15 protein-coding genes are annotated in these 14,134 nt (G+C 65.2%); 13 read left to right on the top strand and 2 right to left on the bottom strand.

Features of this window, described 5'->3' with window-relative positions; translation table 11 throughout:
* Window position 1: 1 nt before the first annotated feature.
* The 8 genes from LGM71_RS02405 (at window position 2) to cysM (ending at window position 7,088) form a co-directional block, all read left to right on the top strand.
* The gene (locus LGM71_RS02405) at window positions 2-325 is read left to right on the top strand and encodes an integration host factor subunit beta (protein WP_006750752.1); all 324 of its coding nucleotides are present in this window, start codon (window positions 2-4) and stop codon (window positions 323-325) included.
* 210 nt (window positions 326-535) lie between these two features.
* Window positions 536-829 (top strand): lipopolysaccharide assembly protein LapA domain-containing protein, encoded by a 294-nt coding sequence (locus tag LGM71_RS02410; protein WP_059530004.1) that lies wholly within the window; start codon window positions 536-538, stop codon window positions 827-829.
* Window positions 830-882: 53 nt separating this feature from the next.
* The gene (gene lapB, locus LGM71_RS02415; protein WP_124623411.1) at window positions 883-2,055 is read left to right on the top strand and encodes a lipopolysaccharide assembly protein LapB; all 1,173 of its coding nucleotides are present in this window, start codon (window positions 883-885) and stop codon (window positions 2,053-2,055) included.
* A gap of 90 nt (window positions 2,056-2,145) precedes the next feature.
* Window positions 2,146-3,546 carry a UDP-glucose dehydrogenase family protein gene (locus LGM71_RS02420; RefSeq protein WP_124623408.1) on the top strand — a complete coding sequence of 467 codons (1,401 nt, stop codon included), beginning with the start codon at window positions 2,146-2,148 and terminating at the stop codon, window positions 3,544-3,546.
* 7 nt (window positions 3,547-3,553) lie between these two features.
* Complete coding sequence (gene rfaE1, locus LGM71_RS02425; protein ID WP_170296363.1) at window positions 3,554-4,504, top strand: D-glycero-beta-D-manno-heptose-7-phosphate kinase; 951 nt, start codon at window positions 3,554-3,556, stop codon at window positions 4,502-4,504.
* Window positions 4,505-4,568: 64 nt separating this feature from the next.
* Window positions 4,569-5,561: an ADP-glyceromanno-heptose 6-epimerase gene (rfaD, locus tag LGM71_RS02430; protein WP_059507155.1), complete on the top strand. Its 993-nt coding sequence runs from the start codon at window positions 4,569-4,571 to the stop codon at window positions 5,559-5,561.
* 73 nt (window positions 5,562-5,634) lie between these two features.
* Window positions 5,635-5,979 (top strand): ComEA family DNA-binding protein, encoded by a 345-nt coding sequence (locus LGM71_RS02435; protein WP_059599012.1) that lies wholly within the window; start codon window positions 5,635-5,637, stop codon window positions 5,977-5,979.
* Between the two features lie 206 nt (window positions 5,980-6,185).
* Complete coding sequence (cysM, locus tag LGM71_RS02440; RefSeq protein ID WP_059599013.1) at window positions 6,186-7,088, top strand: cysteine synthase CysM; 903 nt, start codon at window positions 6,186-6,188, stop codon at window positions 7,086-7,088.
* A 76-nt stretch (window positions 7,089-7,164) separates the two neighbouring features.
* Here the strand turns inward: cysM and mltB are convergent, their stop codons facing one another.
* Window positions 7,165-8,514 (bottom strand): lytic murein transglycosylase B, encoded by a 1,350-nt coding sequence (gene mltB / locus LGM71_RS02445; protein WP_226114237.1) that lies wholly within the window; start codon window positions 8,512-8,514, stop codon window positions 7,165-7,167.
* A 43-nt stretch (window positions 8,515-8,557) separates the two neighbouring features.
* Between mltB and LGM71_RS02450 the strand changes: the two genes are divergently transcribed.
* Window positions 8,558-9,481 (top strand): histone deacetylase family protein, encoded by a 924-nt coding sequence (locus tag LGM71_RS02450; RefSeq protein WP_226113908.1) that lies wholly within the window; start codon window positions 8,558-8,560, stop codon window positions 9,479-9,481.
* 22 nt (window positions 9,482-9,503) lie between these two features.
* Here the strand turns inward: LGM71_RS02450 and LGM71_RS02455 are convergent, their stop codons facing one another.
* Complete coding sequence (locus tag LGM71_RS02455) at window positions 9,504-10,427, bottom strand: alpha/beta hydrolase (RefSeq protein ID WP_226114238.1); 924 nt, start codon at window positions 10,425-10,427, stop codon at window positions 9,504-9,506.
* A gap of 216 nt (window positions 10,428-10,643) precedes the next feature.
* Between LGM71_RS02455 and LGM71_RS02460 the strand changes: the two genes are divergently transcribed.
* From LGM71_RS02460 to LGM71_RS02475, 4 genes are all read left to right on the top strand, one after another.
* Window positions 10,644-11,678: a methionine ABC transporter ATP-binding protein gene (locus LGM71_RS02460; RefSeq protein ID WP_124623398.1), complete on the top strand. Its 1,035-nt coding sequence runs from the start codon at window positions 10,644-10,646 to the stop codon at window positions 11,676-11,678.
* Window positions 11,668-12,321, top strand: a complete 654-nt coding sequence (locus LGM71_RS02465; protein ID WP_059529977.1) for a methionine ABC transporter permease — start codon at window positions 11,668-11,670, stop codon at window positions 12,319-12,321. The genes LGM71_RS02460 and LGM71_RS02465 overlap by 11 nt, the downstream gene beginning before the upstream one ends.
* A 27-nt stretch (window positions 12,322-12,348) precedes the next feature.
* Window positions 12,349-13,143: a MetQ/NlpA family ABC transporter substrate-binding protein gene (locus tag LGM71_RS02470; RefSeq protein WP_124623395.1), complete on the top strand. Its 795-nt coding sequence runs from the start codon at window positions 12,349-12,351 to the stop codon at window positions 13,141-13,143.
* A gap of 229 nt (window positions 13,144-13,372) precedes the next feature.
* Window positions 13,373-14,122 carry an electron transfer flavoprotein subunit beta/FixA family protein gene (locus LGM71_RS02475; protein WP_226113910.1) on the top strand — a complete coding sequence of 250 codons (750 nt, stop codon included), beginning with the start codon at window positions 13,373-13,375 and terminating at the stop codon, window positions 14,120-14,122.
* Window positions 14,123-14,134 lie beyond the last annotated feature (12 nt).

Here is a 14,134-nt window from a genome sequence, read left to right on the forward strand (position 1 = left end):
TATGACCAAATCCGAGTTGGTCGCGCAGCTGGCACTGCGATTTCCGCAACTTGTCCTCAAGGATGCGGATTTCGCGGTGAAAACGATGCTCGATGCAATGTCCGACGCTTTGTCGAAAGGGCATCGCATCGAAATTCGGGGTTTCGGCAGCTTCGGCCTCAACCGTCGCCCGGCGCGCGTTGGGCGCAACCCGAAGTCGGGGGAGAAAGTGCAGGTGCCCGAGAAGTTCGTGCCTCACTTCAAGCCCGGCAAGGAATTGCGTGAACGCGTCGACGGCCGCGCCGGCGAGCCGCTGAAAGCTGATGATCCGGACGACGAGCGTTGAGCGTCGTGCGGCTTGCCCGGAATCCGTCCGGCGAAGGCTGAAGAAAAAAGCGCCCCTTGCGGGCGCTTTTTTCATTTCCGGCGGCCGCGTGACAACGCGTACCCGCAGGATGTGCGGTGACGCGGAAACGCTTCCTTTACAATACGGGTCGATTCGGCGCCGCGAAGGGGAGTCGCGCGCCACGGCAAACCTCAACAAAGAGAGGGCTACATGAAGTTTATCGTCTGGCTGATCCGGGTATTGGTGTTCGTGCTGTTGCTGGTGCTCGCGCTGGCCAATACGCAAACCGCGACGCTGAATTTCGTTGCCGGCTACGCATGGCAAGCGCCGCTGATCCTGATCGGCCTCGCGTTCTTCGTCGTGGGGCTGCTGGCCGGCCTGCTGTCCGCGCTGCCGGCGATCTTCCGCATGCGCCTCGAGAACGGGCGCCTGAAGCGCGATCTGCGTACGGCGCGCGAAACCCCGGCCGTCGTCGACCAGCCGCCGATGCCGCCCGTCATTTAACACGGACGCCGCGCGACTCTGGCGCGGTTTTCGTCTCTGCTTCGATATTTCGCATGGATCTGGATTTCTGGTGGTTGCTCGCGATTCCGGTGGCGTTCGCGCTCGGCTGGGCGGCGTCACGCTATGACCTGAAGAACCTCCTGTCGGAGAGCGCCAACCTGCCGCGATCGTATTTCCGCGGCCTGAACTTTCTGTTGAACGAACAACCGGACAAGGCGATCGACGCGTTCATCGAGGTCGCGAAGCTCGACCCCGAGACGGTCGAGTTGCACTTCGCGCTCGGCAACCTCTTTCGCCGCCGTGGCGAAACGGACCGTGCGATCCGCGTGCATCAGAACCTGCTGAGCCGCACGGACCTGCCGGTGAACGAGCGCGACCACGCGCTGTACGAGCTCGGCCAGGATTTCCTGAAGGCCGGCCTGCTCGATCGTGCGGAGGAGACCTTCCATCGGCTCGCCGATGGCGATTACGCGCTGGGCGCGCAGCGGGCGCTGCTGACGATCTACGAGATCGAGAAGGACTGGAATAAGTCGATCGATACCGCGAAACGCATCGAATCGATGAGCGACAAGCCGCTCGGCACCGAAATCGCGCAGTTCCATTGCGAACTCGCGCAGGAGGCGCTGCAACGCAAGAACGCGGCGGCTGCGGCCGATCAATTGAAGCTCGCGCTTGCAGCGAACCCGCAGAACGTCCGCGCGACGATCCTGTCCGGCGACGCCGCGCAGGCGGCGGGCGATCACGCGGCCGCGATCGAGCACTGGAAGCGTGTCGAAGCGCAGAATCCGGCGTATCTGCCGCTCGTCGCCGACAAGCTGATGAAGGCCTACGTCGCGCTCGGCAAGCCGGTCGAGGGTGCCGAGCTGCTGATGGGCTACGTCGATCGTTACACGTCGAACGACCTGCTCGATATTGCTTATCAGCATATCGCCGGGTTGCGCGGCCAGGAAGCGGCGCACACACTCGCGCGTACGCAGATGGAGAAGTCGCCGAACCTGTCGGGCATGCTGCACCTGCTCGATGCGCAGATCGCGGCCGCCGACGAGCCGCGCCGTAAGGAACTCGAAATGATGCGTGCGCTGATCAAGCAGCGCACCAAGAATCTGCCACGCTATACGTGCCAGAATTGCGGTTTCCGGGCACGGCTCTTCTACTGGCAGTGCCCCGGATGCAGCGGCTGGGAAACCTATGCGCCGCGCCGCGTCGAACCTGCGATGCCGGGCTGATCCCGGCGTTCGACGCGCAAGCGCTGCGGTTGTCGCCGGGCCCGGTCCGGCGGCCAAGTTTGTCATTTACCGGGACGTACCGGAACATCTATGAAAATCACCATCATCGGCACTGGCTATGTCGGTCTCGTCACGGGCTCCTGCCTCGCCGAGATCGGCCACGACGTCTTCTGTCTGGATGTCGATCCGCGCAAGATCGAGATCCTGAACAACGGCGGGATGCCGATTCACGAACCGGGCCTGCTGGACATCATCGCGCGCAACCGCGCGGCAGGACGTCTGCGCTTCTCGACCGACATCGAGGCGAGCGTTGCCCACGGTGAGATCCAGTTCATCGCGGTCGGCACACCGCCCGACGAGGACGGTTCGGCCGACCTGCAATACGTGCTCGAGGCCGCGCGCAACATCGGCCGGTACATGACCGGTTTCAAGGTGATCGTCGACAAGTCGACGGTGCCGGTCGGCACCGCGCAGCGCGTGCGCGCGGTGGTCGACGAGGCCCTCGGCGCGCGCGGCCTTGCGGGCAGCGTCGCGCACCGTTTCTCGGTCGTGTCGAATCCGGAATTCCTGAAGGAAGGCGCGGCAGTCGAGGACTTCATGCGCCCTGACCGAATCATCATCGGTGTCGACGACGACGAGACGGGCACGGTGGCGCGCGAGAAGATGAAGAAGCTGTACGCGCCGTTCAACCGCAATCACGAGCGCACGATCTACATGGACGTGCGTTCGGCGGAATTCGCGAAATATGCGGCGAATGCGATGCTCGCGACGCGCATTTCGTTCATGAACGAGATGTCGAATCTCGCCGACAAGGTCGGTGCCGACATCGAAGCCGTGCGCCGCGGGATCGGTTCCGATCCGCGCATCGGCTATCACTTCCTGTACGCGGGCGTTGGTTACGGCGGCTCGTGCTTCCCGAAGGACGTGCAGGCGTTGATTCGCACCGCGAGCGAAAACGGTCAGCCGCTGCGCATCCTGGAGGCCGTCGAAGCGGCCAACTCCGCACAGAAGGACGTGCTGATCGGCAAGATCGAGCAGCGCTTCGGCGCAGACCTGAACGGTCGCGAATTCGCGGTCTGGGGCCTCGCGTTCAAGCCGAACACGGACGACATGCGCGAGGCGCCGAGCCGTCGGCTGATCGCCGCGCTGCTCGGGCGTGGCGCGACCGTGCGCGCGTACGATCCGGTCGCGATCGACGAGGCGCGCCGTGTGTTCGCGCTCGATCTCGGTGAGGCTCCCGACGCGCTTGCACGCCTGCACTTCGTCGATACCCAGGACGCGGCCGTGACCGCCGCGGATGCGCTCGTGATCGTCACCGAATGGAAGGAATTCAGGAGCCCGGATTTCACTCGCCTGAAGGCCGAACTGAAGGCGCCGGTGATCTTCGACGGACGCAATCTGTACGAGCCGGACGCGATGGCCGAACTGGGCATCGACTACCATGCGATCGGGCGTCCGCATGTCGACCCCCAGTCCTCTCCCCGTGGATGAACGCACGATGACTACCCTTCGCGAAGTGGTGCCGGTACCGCGCGCGCAGCTCGCGCGTTCGCGCGTGCTCGTGGTCGGTGACGTGATGCTCGACCGCTACTGGTTCGGCAACGTCGAGCGCATTTCTCCGGAAGCTCCGGTTCCTGTCGTGCACGTGCAGCGCCAGGAAGAGCGGCTTGGCGGTGCGGCCAACGTCGCGCGCAACGCGGTGACGCTCGGCGGTCAGGCCGGGCTCCTGTGCGTGGTTGGCTGCGACGAGCCGGGCGAGCGCATCGTCGAATTGCTCGACAGCAGCGGTGTGACGCCCCATCTCGAACGCGATGCGTCACTGCCGACGACGATCAAGCTGCGCGTGCTCGCGCGCCAGCAGCAGCTGCTGCGCGTCGACTTCGAGGCGATGCCGACGCACGAGGTGCTGCTCGCCGGGCTCGCGCGTTTCGATGCGCTGCTGCCGCAGCACGACGTCGTGCTGATGTCGGATTACGCGAAAGGCGGTCTGACGCACGTGACCACGATGATCGAGAAGGCGCGCGCGGCCGGCAAGCCAGTGCTCGTCGATCCAAAGGGCGGCGACTGGGCGCGCTATCGCGGCGCATCGCTGATCACGCCGAACCGTGCCGAGTTGCGCGAGGTCATCGGCCAGTGGCAATCGGAAGACGACCTGCGCGCGCGTGTCGCGAAGCTGCGTGCGGAGCTCGATCTCGACGCGTTGCTGCTCACACGTTCGGAAGAGGGGATGACGCTTTTTTCCGCAGCGGGCGAACTGCACGCACCGGCGCTCGCGCGCGAGGTGTATGACGTGTCCGGCGCAGGCGATACCGTGATCGCGACGGTCGCGACGATGCTCGGTGCCGGCGTGCCGCTCGTCGATGCCGTCGTGCTCGCGAACCGTGCGGCAGGCATCGTGGTCGGCAAGCTGGGTACGGCCACGGTAGCCTACGACGAGCTGTTTCACTGAGCGCATTCGGCGGCGCGCCGAGCGGGCCGCACGTATTTCTTGCAGTTTTTCAGGCAGAACGACCATGACCATCATCGTCACCGGCGCAGCCGGTTTTATCGGCGCGAACATCGTCAAGGCGCTCAACGAGCGCGGCGAGTCGCGCATCATCGCGGTCGACAATCTGACGCGCGCGGACAAGTTCCGCAATCTCGTCGATTGCGAGATCGACGACTATCTCGACAAGACGGAATTCGTCGAGCGCTTCGCGCGCGGCGATTTCGGCAAGGTACGCGCGGTGTTCCATGAAGGCGCCTGTTCGGACACGATGGAAACCGACGGCCGCTACATGATGGACAACAACTTCCGCTACAGTCGCGCGGTGCTCGATGCGTGCCTCGCGCAGGGCGCGCAGTTCCTGTACGCGTCGTCGGCCGCGATCTACGGCGGCTCGACGCGTTTCGTCGAGGAGCGCGAAGTCGAGGCGCCGTTGAACGTCTACGGCTATTCGAAGTTCCTGTTCGACCAGGTGATCCGCCGCGTGCTGCCGAGCGCGAAGAGCCAGATCGCCGGGTTCCGCTACTTCAACGTGTACGGTCCGCGCGAGACACACAAGGGCCGCATGGCGTCGGTCGCGTTCCACAACTTCAACCAGTTCCGCGCGGAAGGCAAGGTCAAGCTGTTCGGCGAGTACAACGGTTATGCGCCGGGCGAGCAGACGCGCGACTTCGTGTCGGTCGAGGACGTCGCGAAGGTGAACCTGTTCTTCTTCGATCATCCGGAGAAATCGGGCATCTTCAACCTCGGCACCGGCCGGGCACAACCGTTCAACGACATCGCATCGACGGTCGTGAACACGCTGCGCGCGCTCGACAACCTGCCGCCGCTGACGCTCGCGCAGCAGGTCGAGCAAGGGCTGATCGAATACGTGCCGTTCCCGGATGCGCTGCGCGGCAAGTACCAGTGCTTCACGCAGGCCGACCAGACGAAACTGCGTGCTGCCGGCTACGATGCGCCGTTCCTGACGGTGCAGGAAGGTGTCGATCGCTACGTGCGTTGGCTATCCGGCCAGGTTTAAGCCTGCGCGTCGCATCGCTAGACTGTGTCTCACGGTCGGCAGCCGCCGACCGTTTTCATCGGAGATCCAGTACATGATCAGGAAATGGTTTGCCGCCGCCGCCATGTTCGGCGCGATCGCGTCGGCCTGGGCGGCCGTCGACGTCAACACCGCGAACGAAGATGCACTCGTCGGCATCAAGGGTATCGGTCCCGCGCGAGCGAAGGCGATTCTCGACGAGCGCGGTGCACGGGGGGCTTTCAGGAATGCAGACGATCTCGCATCGCGCGTGAAAGGCATGGGCGGCCATACGGTCGAGCGCCTTCAGCGGGAAGGGTTGACGATCGGTACGGCCGGCCCAGGTGCTGCGGCACCGGCCGCGGGCAAGCCCGCGGCGGCGACGCCGGCTGCGGCACCTGCCCGCACCGCGCAGAAGTAACGCACGCGAGACAAAGGGCTCCTTCAGCCGCCGTCGTTGCGACGGCTTCCCGCGGCATGCCGCGGGTTTTTTGCGTGCATGCTGCAAATGCACACTCGTCAATCGTGCGGCACATCTATTCCATCGTCACAATGGGGTTGCCGGCGCGAGCCCCGGTGCTGGTTTACAATCAATCGATTGATCGGCCTCGCACTCACGGTATCTCCATGGCTTACAAAACTATCGAAGACACGATCGGCAACACGCCGCTCGTGCAACTGGTCCGCCTGCCGGACGACGAGATTCGCGCACGCAACAACGTGGTGCTCGCGAAGCTGGAAGGGAACAATCCGGCCGGCTCCGTGAAGGATCGCCCGGCGCTATCGATGGTCAGCAAGGCCGAGGCGCGCGGTCGCATCAAGCCGGGCGATACGCTGATCGAGGCGACGAGCGGCAACACGGGCATCGCGCTCGCGATGGCAGCGGCGATCCGTGGCTACAAGATGGTGCTGATCATGCCGGAAGATCTGTCGATCGAGCGTCGCCAGAGCATGGCCGCTTACGGCGCCGAAATCATCCTGACGCCCGTAAAGGGCGGGATGGAACTGGCGCGCGACCTCGCGGAGCAGATGCAGCGCGAAGGCAAGGGGGTGATTCTCGATCAGTTCGGGAACCCCGACAATCCGATCGCGCACTACGAAGGAACTGGCCCGGAGATCTGGCGCGACACCGAGGGGCGCGTCACGCACTTCGTGTCGGCGATGGGCACGACGGGCACGATCATGGGCACGTCGCGCTTTCTGAAGGAACAGAATGCGGCGATCGAGATCGTCGGCGCGCAGCCGGAAGAAGGGTCGCGTATTCCGGGCATTCGCAAGTGGCCGGAAGCCTATATGCCGACGATCTTCGATCGCAGCCGCGTCGATCGCGTCGAGAGCGTGAGTCAGGCCGCGTCCGAAACGATGGCGCGTCGGCTCGCGGCCGTCGAAGGCATCTTTGCCGGCATCTCGTCGGGTGGCGCATGCGAAGTCGCGATGCGTATCGCGCGTCAGGTCGAGAACGCGACGATCGTGTTCATCGTCTGCGATCGCGGCGACCGCTACCTGTCGACCGGCGTATTTCCTGCCTGAGCCTGAACGGCATCAGCAGCGTCACGCGATAAAAAAGCGCCGCATGAGCGGCGCTTTTTCTTTGCGCGGACCGTGCTTACTGCGCCGGCGCTTCCGTGTCCGCCGCAGGCAGCTGCAGCGCGCCGTTCGCTTCCATCTGCGCCTTCACGGCTTCGCCGAGCTGGTACACGGCGAGTGCGTAGAAGAAGCTGCGGTTGTAGCGCGTCAGCACGTAGAAGTTCTTGAGGCCGAGCATGTATTCGGTCGCGCTTCCCGGCGACGGCAGATCGACCACGGTGACCGGCGTGCCAGCTTCGGTGGTGATGTTGACCATCGGCTCGTTGAGCGTCATGCCGGCGCGCAGAAGTTGCGACAGTGCCCAGTGCGGTTCGGGCTGACCGTCCGCGGCCGCCTGGGCAATGCCGAGGCTGCCCGTGTCGGGCGTGATTCGCCAGACTACCGGGCGATCGGTTTCCCAGCCGTGCTGCTTCAGGTAGTTCGCGACGCTGCCGATCGCATCGGCAGGACTGCTGCGCAGATCGACGTGGCCGCCGCCGTCGTAGTCGACCGCATACTCGCGGATGCTGCTCGGCAGGAACTGCGGGATGCCGATCGCGCCCGTGTACGAGCCGAGCACGGTAGTCGGGTCGAGCTGGTTGTCGCGGGTCCAGACGAGGAAGTCCTCGAGATTCTTGCGGAACGTTGCCTGGCGACTGTCGCGATTCGGCGTGTCCGGGTAGTCGAACGTGAGCGTCGTCAGCGCATCGAGCACGCGGAAGTTGCCCATGTAGCGGCCGTAGATCGTTTCGACGCCGATGATGCCGACGATCACTTCGGGCGGCACGCCGAATTCCTCGGACGCGCGCTGCAGCGTCGCCTGGTTCGCCTTCCAGAATTTCACGCCCGCGTTGATGCGGATCGGTTCGATGAAACGCGAACGATAGACGCGCCAGTTCTTTACCGAAGGCGTCGGAGCCGGCTTTACGAGCTTCACGGCGGTGGCCGAGTAGCTGATGCGCGAGAACAGCGCATGCAGGCTTGTGGAATCGAAGCCGTTGCGGCTCACCATCTCGTCGATGAACGCATCGACCTTCGCGTTGTTCGCGTAACGCTGCGGAACGATTTCCTCTTCGAAGGTCTGGCCTTGCGGCGCCGGTTGCTGCGGTTGCGCCTGCGCGACGCGCGTGCCGGGAGACTTCGCGGGCTGCGTCTGCGCGACGGCGGGCGCGGCCGCCACGGTAGCGGCGACGGCAGCAGCAACGAGCGGAACGCGAGCGCTGAACAGTGCGGAGAGGAGGGCGGCAGGCTTGCTGGAATTCATGTCGAAGCGGGCGGACAGGGCGATGGGGTTCGGCGCAGTATACCCGACGCATCCTGCGTGCCGGGGCGAAGCAGCGTACCGTTGTGGTAAGTTAGCGGCGAATTCGCGGCAGACGATGGACATTATTGATGGAGACCTGCGGCGCACCCCGCGTCGCGGATGACAGATTATGGCAACCGCCTTCTATACGCACCCCGACTGCATGCTGCACGAGATGGGGGAATGGCATCCGGAATGCCCGGCCCGCCTGTCGGCGATCCAGGATCAACTGATCGCGAGCCGCATCGACGACCTGATCGTGCACGAAACCGCGCCGTTCGCGAGCGAGGTGGCGCTGGGCCGCGTGCATACGCAGGCCCACATCGACTACATCCGCAGCATGACGCCCGTCGACGGCTACGTCGAGATCGATCCCGACACGCTGATGAACCGCGACACGTGGCGCGCCGCGCTGCGTGCGGCCGGCGCGGCGATCGCGGCGACCGACGCCGTGATCGAAGGCCGCTACGCGAATGCGTTCTGCAGCGTGCGGCCGCCCGGCCATCACGCGGAGCCCGCGCGCGCGATGGGTTTCTGCTTTTTCAACAACGTCGCGATCGGCGCGCGGCATGCGCTAGACGTCCACGGCCTCGAGCGCGTCGCGATCGTCGATTTCGACGTGCACCACGGCAACGGCACCGAAGCCGCGTTCGCGAACGACGAGCGGGTGCTGATGTGCAGCTTCTTCCAGCATCCGCTATACCCGTTCTCGGGCGTCGATCACCAGGCGCCGAACATGGTCAACCTGCCGATGCCTGCGCGCAGCAACGGGATGGCGATCCGCGAAGCGGTCGACATGTTCTGGCTGCCGCGTCTCGACGCATTCAAGCCGCAGATGCTGTTCGTGTCGGCCGGTTTCGACGCGCATCGAGAGGACGACATCGGCAGCCTCGGTCTCGTCGAGGCCGATTTCGAATGGCTGACCGCGCAGATCGTCGACGTCGCGCGCCGGCATGCGCAGGGCCGCATCGTGAGCTGTCTCGAGGGCGGCTACAACCTGTCCGCGCTCGGCCGCAGCGTCGTGGCGCACCTGCGCGTGCTGGCCGGCATCTGACCGGGAGCGGGGCGGGGCGCGCTCAGCGCGCCTGCACGTGCGCGTGAATCCACTCGATCAGCGCATCGATCACGCGGTCGCGCTCGAGATCGTTCATCGTTTCGTGGAACCCGCCTTCGTATAGCGTCAGCGTGCGATCGGGCGAGCCGACGCGTGCGCCGAACGCGCGGCTTCCGTCGGGCTCGGTCAGCTTGTCCTCGGTGCCGTGATAGACGAGCACCGGCACGCGCAGCGCGCCGCGACCGCGCTCGATGCGCGCCATCGCGTCGAGGATCTCGGCGCCGGTGCGCGCCGGCACCGCGCCGTGGTGCACGAGCGGGTCGGCACGATTGGCCGCGACGACGGCCGGATCGCGCGACAGCAGCGCCGCGTCGATCCTGATCGCGGGGAAGCTCGGCCACACGCGGCTGATGAAGCGGCTCATCGCGAGCATCCAGCGCGGCACGTCGCGTCCCGGCGCGAGCGCCGGGCTCGACAGCACGAGGCCCGCCAGCGCGTGGCCGCGAATCGGCGCGCGTTCGATTGCATACAGCGCCGCGACGGCGCCGCCCATGCTGTGCCCCATCAGGAAGAGCGGCGTATCGTCGCGGGCGGCTTCGGCGACGAGGGCATCCGCATCGTTCAGGTAGTCGTCGAAACGCTCGACCCACGCGCGTTTACCGGGCGACTGGCCGTGCCCGCGCAGATCGATCGCCAGCACGTCGATGCCGGCCGCGTTCAATCTGGACGCGAGCGCCGCGTAGCGGCCCGCATGCTCGGCGAGGCCATGCACGAGAGCAATCGTCGCGCGCGGCGGCTCCGTGCCGTCGCCAGCCGGCCAGCGATACGACGCCAGTTCGAGCCCGTCCGCGGTACGGAGCCGGCCCGTCCGCGGGGCGGGCGGCGCTGCCGTGTCCCGTGCTGCGATGGCGGCGGGTGCGGCGACCTGCGTGGTGGTGGCGGTCATCTGGCGGGTCCCCTGTTTGGTTGGCATCGGTGTTCCGGATCATAGTCGCGGCACTCACACGGCGGACCAGCAGTGCTCCTCTAATTTCGTCTGGTTATGAAAAGATCGAAATCGATTATTAAGTGGAATGAGGCGTTTGCGGTAAAATCGCCGGCTATTCCAGATGCATCGGCGGCCGACTGGCGGGCTTCGCCAGTCGGCCGCCGTTTTGTTTACATGATCGAATTACGCAATCTGTCGCAGCGTTTCCCCGGGCCGACCGGCTGGGTCGACGCATTGCACAACGTCAATCTGACGATCCCGCAGGGCGAGGTGTTCGGCATCATCGGCCGAAGCGGCGCCGGCAAGAGCACGCTCGTGCGCACCATCAACCTGCTCACGCGGCCGACCGAAGGCAACGTCGTCGTCGGCGGGCTCGATCTCACGCTGCTGTCGGCCGGCGCGCTGCGCGAAGCGCGCCGCGAAATCGGCATGATCTTCCAGCACTTCAACCTGCTGTCGTCCCGCACGGTCTTCGACAACGTCGCGTTGCCGCTCGAGCTTGCTGGCGCGAGCCGTGCCGACATCGAGGCCGCCGTGCTGCCGCTGCTCGACCTCGTCGGGCTGTCCGCGCAGAAGGACCGCTACCCTGCGCAGATCAGCGGCGGCCAGAAGCAGCGCGTCGGCATCGCCCGCGCGCTCGCGAGCAAGCCGAAGGTGCTGCTGTCGGACGAAGCGACGTCGGCGCTCGATCCCGAGACCACGCGCGCGATCCTCGACCTGCTGAAGCGCATCAACCGCGAACTTGGCCTGACGATCGTGCTGATCACGCACCAGATGGAAGTGATCAAGCAAGTGTGTGATCGCGTGGCGGTGCTCGACGCGGGTCGCGTGGTCGAGGAAGGCCGCGTGATCGACGTGTTCCTGCAGCCGCATCACGAAGTGACGCGCGCGCTGATCGGCGACGTGATCGCGCAGGAACTGCCGCCCGCGCTGAAGGCACGCGTGGCCGAGCGGCTGAAGACGGGCAGTGGGCATTTGCTGCGGCTCGCGTTCACCGGCTCGGGTGTCGACCAGCCGATCCTGTCGGAGACGATTCGCCGGTACGAACTGGATTTCAACATCCTGCACGGCCAGATCGACGAGATCCAGGGGCAGGCGTTCGGGTCGCTCGCGGTGCTCGCGGGCGGCGAACCGGGCAAGGTCGGGCAGGCGCTCGCGTTCCTGCGCGAGCAAGGTGTGGTGGTAGAGGAGCTTTCGTATGTTGAGTGAGATGTTCGATATGTTCGTGCAGTCGTTCTGGGAGACGCTGATCATGGTCGGCATCTCGGGAGCGGTCGGCGCGCTAGTCGGGATGCCGCTCGGCGTGCTGCTCTACCTGACCGACCGCCAGGGCGTGCTGCAGAACCTCGGCGTGAATCGTGTGCTCGGCGGCATCGTGAACGCGGTGCGCTCGACGCCGTTCATCATCCTGTTGGTTGCGGTCATTCCGTTCACGCGGCTCGTCACGGGGTCGTCGATCGGCACGGCTGCGGCGGTCGTGCCGCTGACGCTCGCGGCCGCGCCGTTCGTCGCGCGACTGGTCGAGACCGCGCTGCGCGAAGTCGACCGCGGGCTGATCGAGGCCGCGCAGTCGATGGGCGCGACGACGTCGCAGATCGTGTTCAAGGTGCTGCTGCCCGAATCGCTGCCTGGCATCGTCGCGGGCCTGACGATCACGTTCGTGTCGCTCGTCGGTTATTCAGCGATGGCCGGTGCGATCGGCGGCGGCGGGCTCGGCGATCTCGGGATCCGCTACGGCTACCAGCGCTATCTGCCGGAAGTCATGTGGACGGTCGTCGCGATCCTGATCGTGTTCGTGCAGATCGTGCAATCGTTCGGCGACTGGCTCGTGCGCCGGCTGAGCCACAAGTAAAACGACATTCATTGGTAGGGGGAGACGATGCAACGACGCTTCATGTTGAAGTTCGCGGCCGCACTCGGCGCGGCCGCGCTGTTCGCGAGCGCGCACGCGCAGGCCGAAACCATCAAGGTGGGCGTGACGGGCGGTCCGCACGCGCAGATCATGGACGTGGTGAAGAAGGTCGCGGCCAAGAGCGGCCTCGACATCCGCATCGTCGAGTTCTCGGATTACGTGCAGCCTAACGCGGCGCTCGCGTCGGGCGATCTCGACGCAAACAGCTACCAGCACGATCCTTATCTGCAGGCGCAGGTGAAGGATCGCGGCTACAAGCTGATCAAGGTCGCGGATACCGTCACATTCCCGATGGGCATCTATTCGAAGCGGGTGAAGTCGCTGGCCGAGCTGAAACCCGGCGCGCGCATCGCGGTGCCGAATGATCCGACCAATGGCGGCCGCGCGCTGCTGTTGCTGCAGAAGCAGGGGCTGCTGAAGCTGCGTGCGGACGCCGGGTTGAAGGCGACGCCGCTCGACATCGTCGACAATCCGCGCAAGCTGAAGATCGTCGAACTCGATGCGGCGCAGATTCCGCGTTCGCTCGGCGACGTCGACGCCGCGGCGATCAACACCAACTACGCGATGGAAGCCGGGTTGAAGCCGAAACAGGACGCGATCGCGATCGAGGGCCCGAACGGCCCTTACGCGAACGTTCTCGCGATTCGCGACGCCGACCGGAGCAAGCCGTGGGTCGCGAAGCTGGTAGCGGCCTACCATTCCGCGGAAGTGAAGCAGTTCATCGAACAGAAGTTCGGCGGCGCGGTCATCGCCGCCTGGTAACACGTGGTGCTGGGCGCGCCCGGTGACGATTAGAGTTGATGATCGAAAACCCGGGCTTTGCGTCCGGGTTTTTTCTCTTTTAAAATAGAACGACCGTTCGCTATTGCCGGCGCGCCGAAGAGGAGCGTTATCCTCGATAGCCGCGATGGATTGGTCCGCTTGGCCGCGCAGTCATGAGGCCTCGCTATAGAATGGCCTCTGGTCGTATTCGTAACTTTGGAGCGTGTGCATGAAAATCCTGGTGCCAGTGAAAAGAGTGGTCGATTACAACGTGAAGGTCCGCGTGAAGTCGGACAACACGGGCGTCGACATTGCGAACGTGAAGATGTCGATGAACCCGTTCGACGAAATCGCGGTGGAAGAAGCGGTGCGCCTGAAGGAAGCGGGTGTGGCGACCGAAGTGATCGCGGTGTCGGTCGGTGTGACGCAAGCGCAGGAAACGCTGCGTACGGCGCTGGCGATCGGCGCGGATCGCGCGATCCTCGTCGAGTCGAACGACAGCGTCGAGCCGCTGGCGGTGGCGAAGATCCTGAAGGCGCTGGTCGACAAGGAACAGCCGCAACTCGTGATCCTCGGCAAGCAGGCGATCGACGACGATTCGAACCAGACGGGCCAGATGCTGGCTGCGCTGGCAGGCCTGCCGCAAGCGACGTTCGCGTCGAAGGTGACGATCGCCGACGGCAAGGCAACGGTCGCACGCGAAGTCGACGGCGGCGCGGAAACGCTGTCGCTCACGCTGCCGGCGGTCGTCACGACCGACCTGCGCCTGAACGAGCCGCGCTACGTGACGCTGCCGAACATCATGAAGGCGAAGAAGAAGCCGCTGGAAACGGTGAAGCCGGAAGACCTGGGCGTGGACGTCACGCCGCGTCTGAAGACGCTGAAGGTGGCCGAGCCGCCGAAGCGCGCGGCCGGCGTGAAGGTGCCGGACGTGAAGACGCTGGTCGAGAAGCTGAAGACCGAAGCCAAGGTGCTGTAAGAGGGAGCGGAA

The sequence above is a fragment of the Burkholderia sp. AU33545 genome, assembly GCF_020419685.1.
GTDB lineage: Bacteria > Pseudomonadota > Gammaproteobacteria > Burkholderiales > Burkholderiaceae > Burkholderia > Burkholderia diffusa.

What these genes read in the sequence shown, in the direction of transcription:
- LGM71_RS02405 (WP_006750752.1), top strand. Translation starts at nt 2, where the DNA reads ATGACCAAATCCGAGTTGGTCGCGCAGCTGGCACTGCGATTTCCGCAA.
- LGM71_RS02410 (WP_059530004.1), top strand. Translation starts at nt 536, where the DNA reads ATGAAGTTTATCGTCTGGCTGATCCGGGTATTGGTGTTCGTGCTGTTG.
- lapB (WP_124623411.1), top strand. Translation starts at nt 883, where the DNA reads ATGGATCTGGATTTCTGGTGGTTGCTCGCGATTCCGGTGGCGTTCGCG.
- LGM71_RS02420 (WP_124623408.1), top strand. Translation starts at nt 2,146, where the DNA reads ATGAAAATCACCATCATCGGCACTGGCTATGTCGGTCTCGTCACGGGC.
- rfaE1 (WP_170296363.1), top strand. Translation starts at nt 3,554, where the DNA reads ATGACTACCCTTCGCGAAGTGGTGCCGGTACCGCGCGCGCAGCTCGCG.
- rfaD (WP_059507155.1), top strand. Translation starts at nt 4,569, where the DNA reads ATGACCATCATCGTCACCGGCGCAGCCGGTTTTATCGGCGCGAACATC.
- LGM71_RS02435 (WP_059599012.1), top strand. Translation starts at nt 5,635, where the DNA reads ATGATCAGGAAATGGTTTGCCGCCGCCGCCATGTTCGGCGCGATCGCG.
- cysM (WP_059599013.1), top strand. Translation starts at nt 6,186, where the DNA reads ATGGCTTACAAAACTATCGAAGACACGATCGGCAACACGCCGCTCGTG.
- LGM71_RS02450 (WP_226113908.1), top strand. Translation starts at nt 8,558, where the DNA reads ATGGCAACCGCCTTCTATACGCACCCCGACTGCATGCTGCACGAGATG.
- LGM71_RS02455 (WP_226114238.1), bottom strand. Translation starts at nt 10,427, where the DNA reads ATGACCGCCACCACCACGCAGGTCGCCGCACCCGCCGCCATCGCAGCA.
- LGM71_RS02460 (WP_124623398.1), top strand. Translation starts at nt 10,644, where the DNA reads ATGATCGAATTACGCAATCTGTCGCAGCGTTTCCCCGGGCCGACCGGC.
- LGM71_RS02465 (WP_059529977.1), top strand. Translation starts at nt 11,668, where the DNA reads ATGTTGAGTGAGATGTTCGATATGTTCGTGCAGTCGTTCTGGGAGACG.
- LGM71_RS02470 (WP_124623395.1), top strand. Translation starts at nt 12,349, where the DNA reads ATGCAACGACGCTTCATGTTGAAGTTCGCGGCCGCACTCGGCGCGGCC.
- LGM71_RS02475 (WP_226113910.1), top strand. Translation starts at nt 13,373, where the DNA reads ATGAAAATCCTGGTGCCAGTGAAAAGAGTGGTCGATTACAACGTGAAG.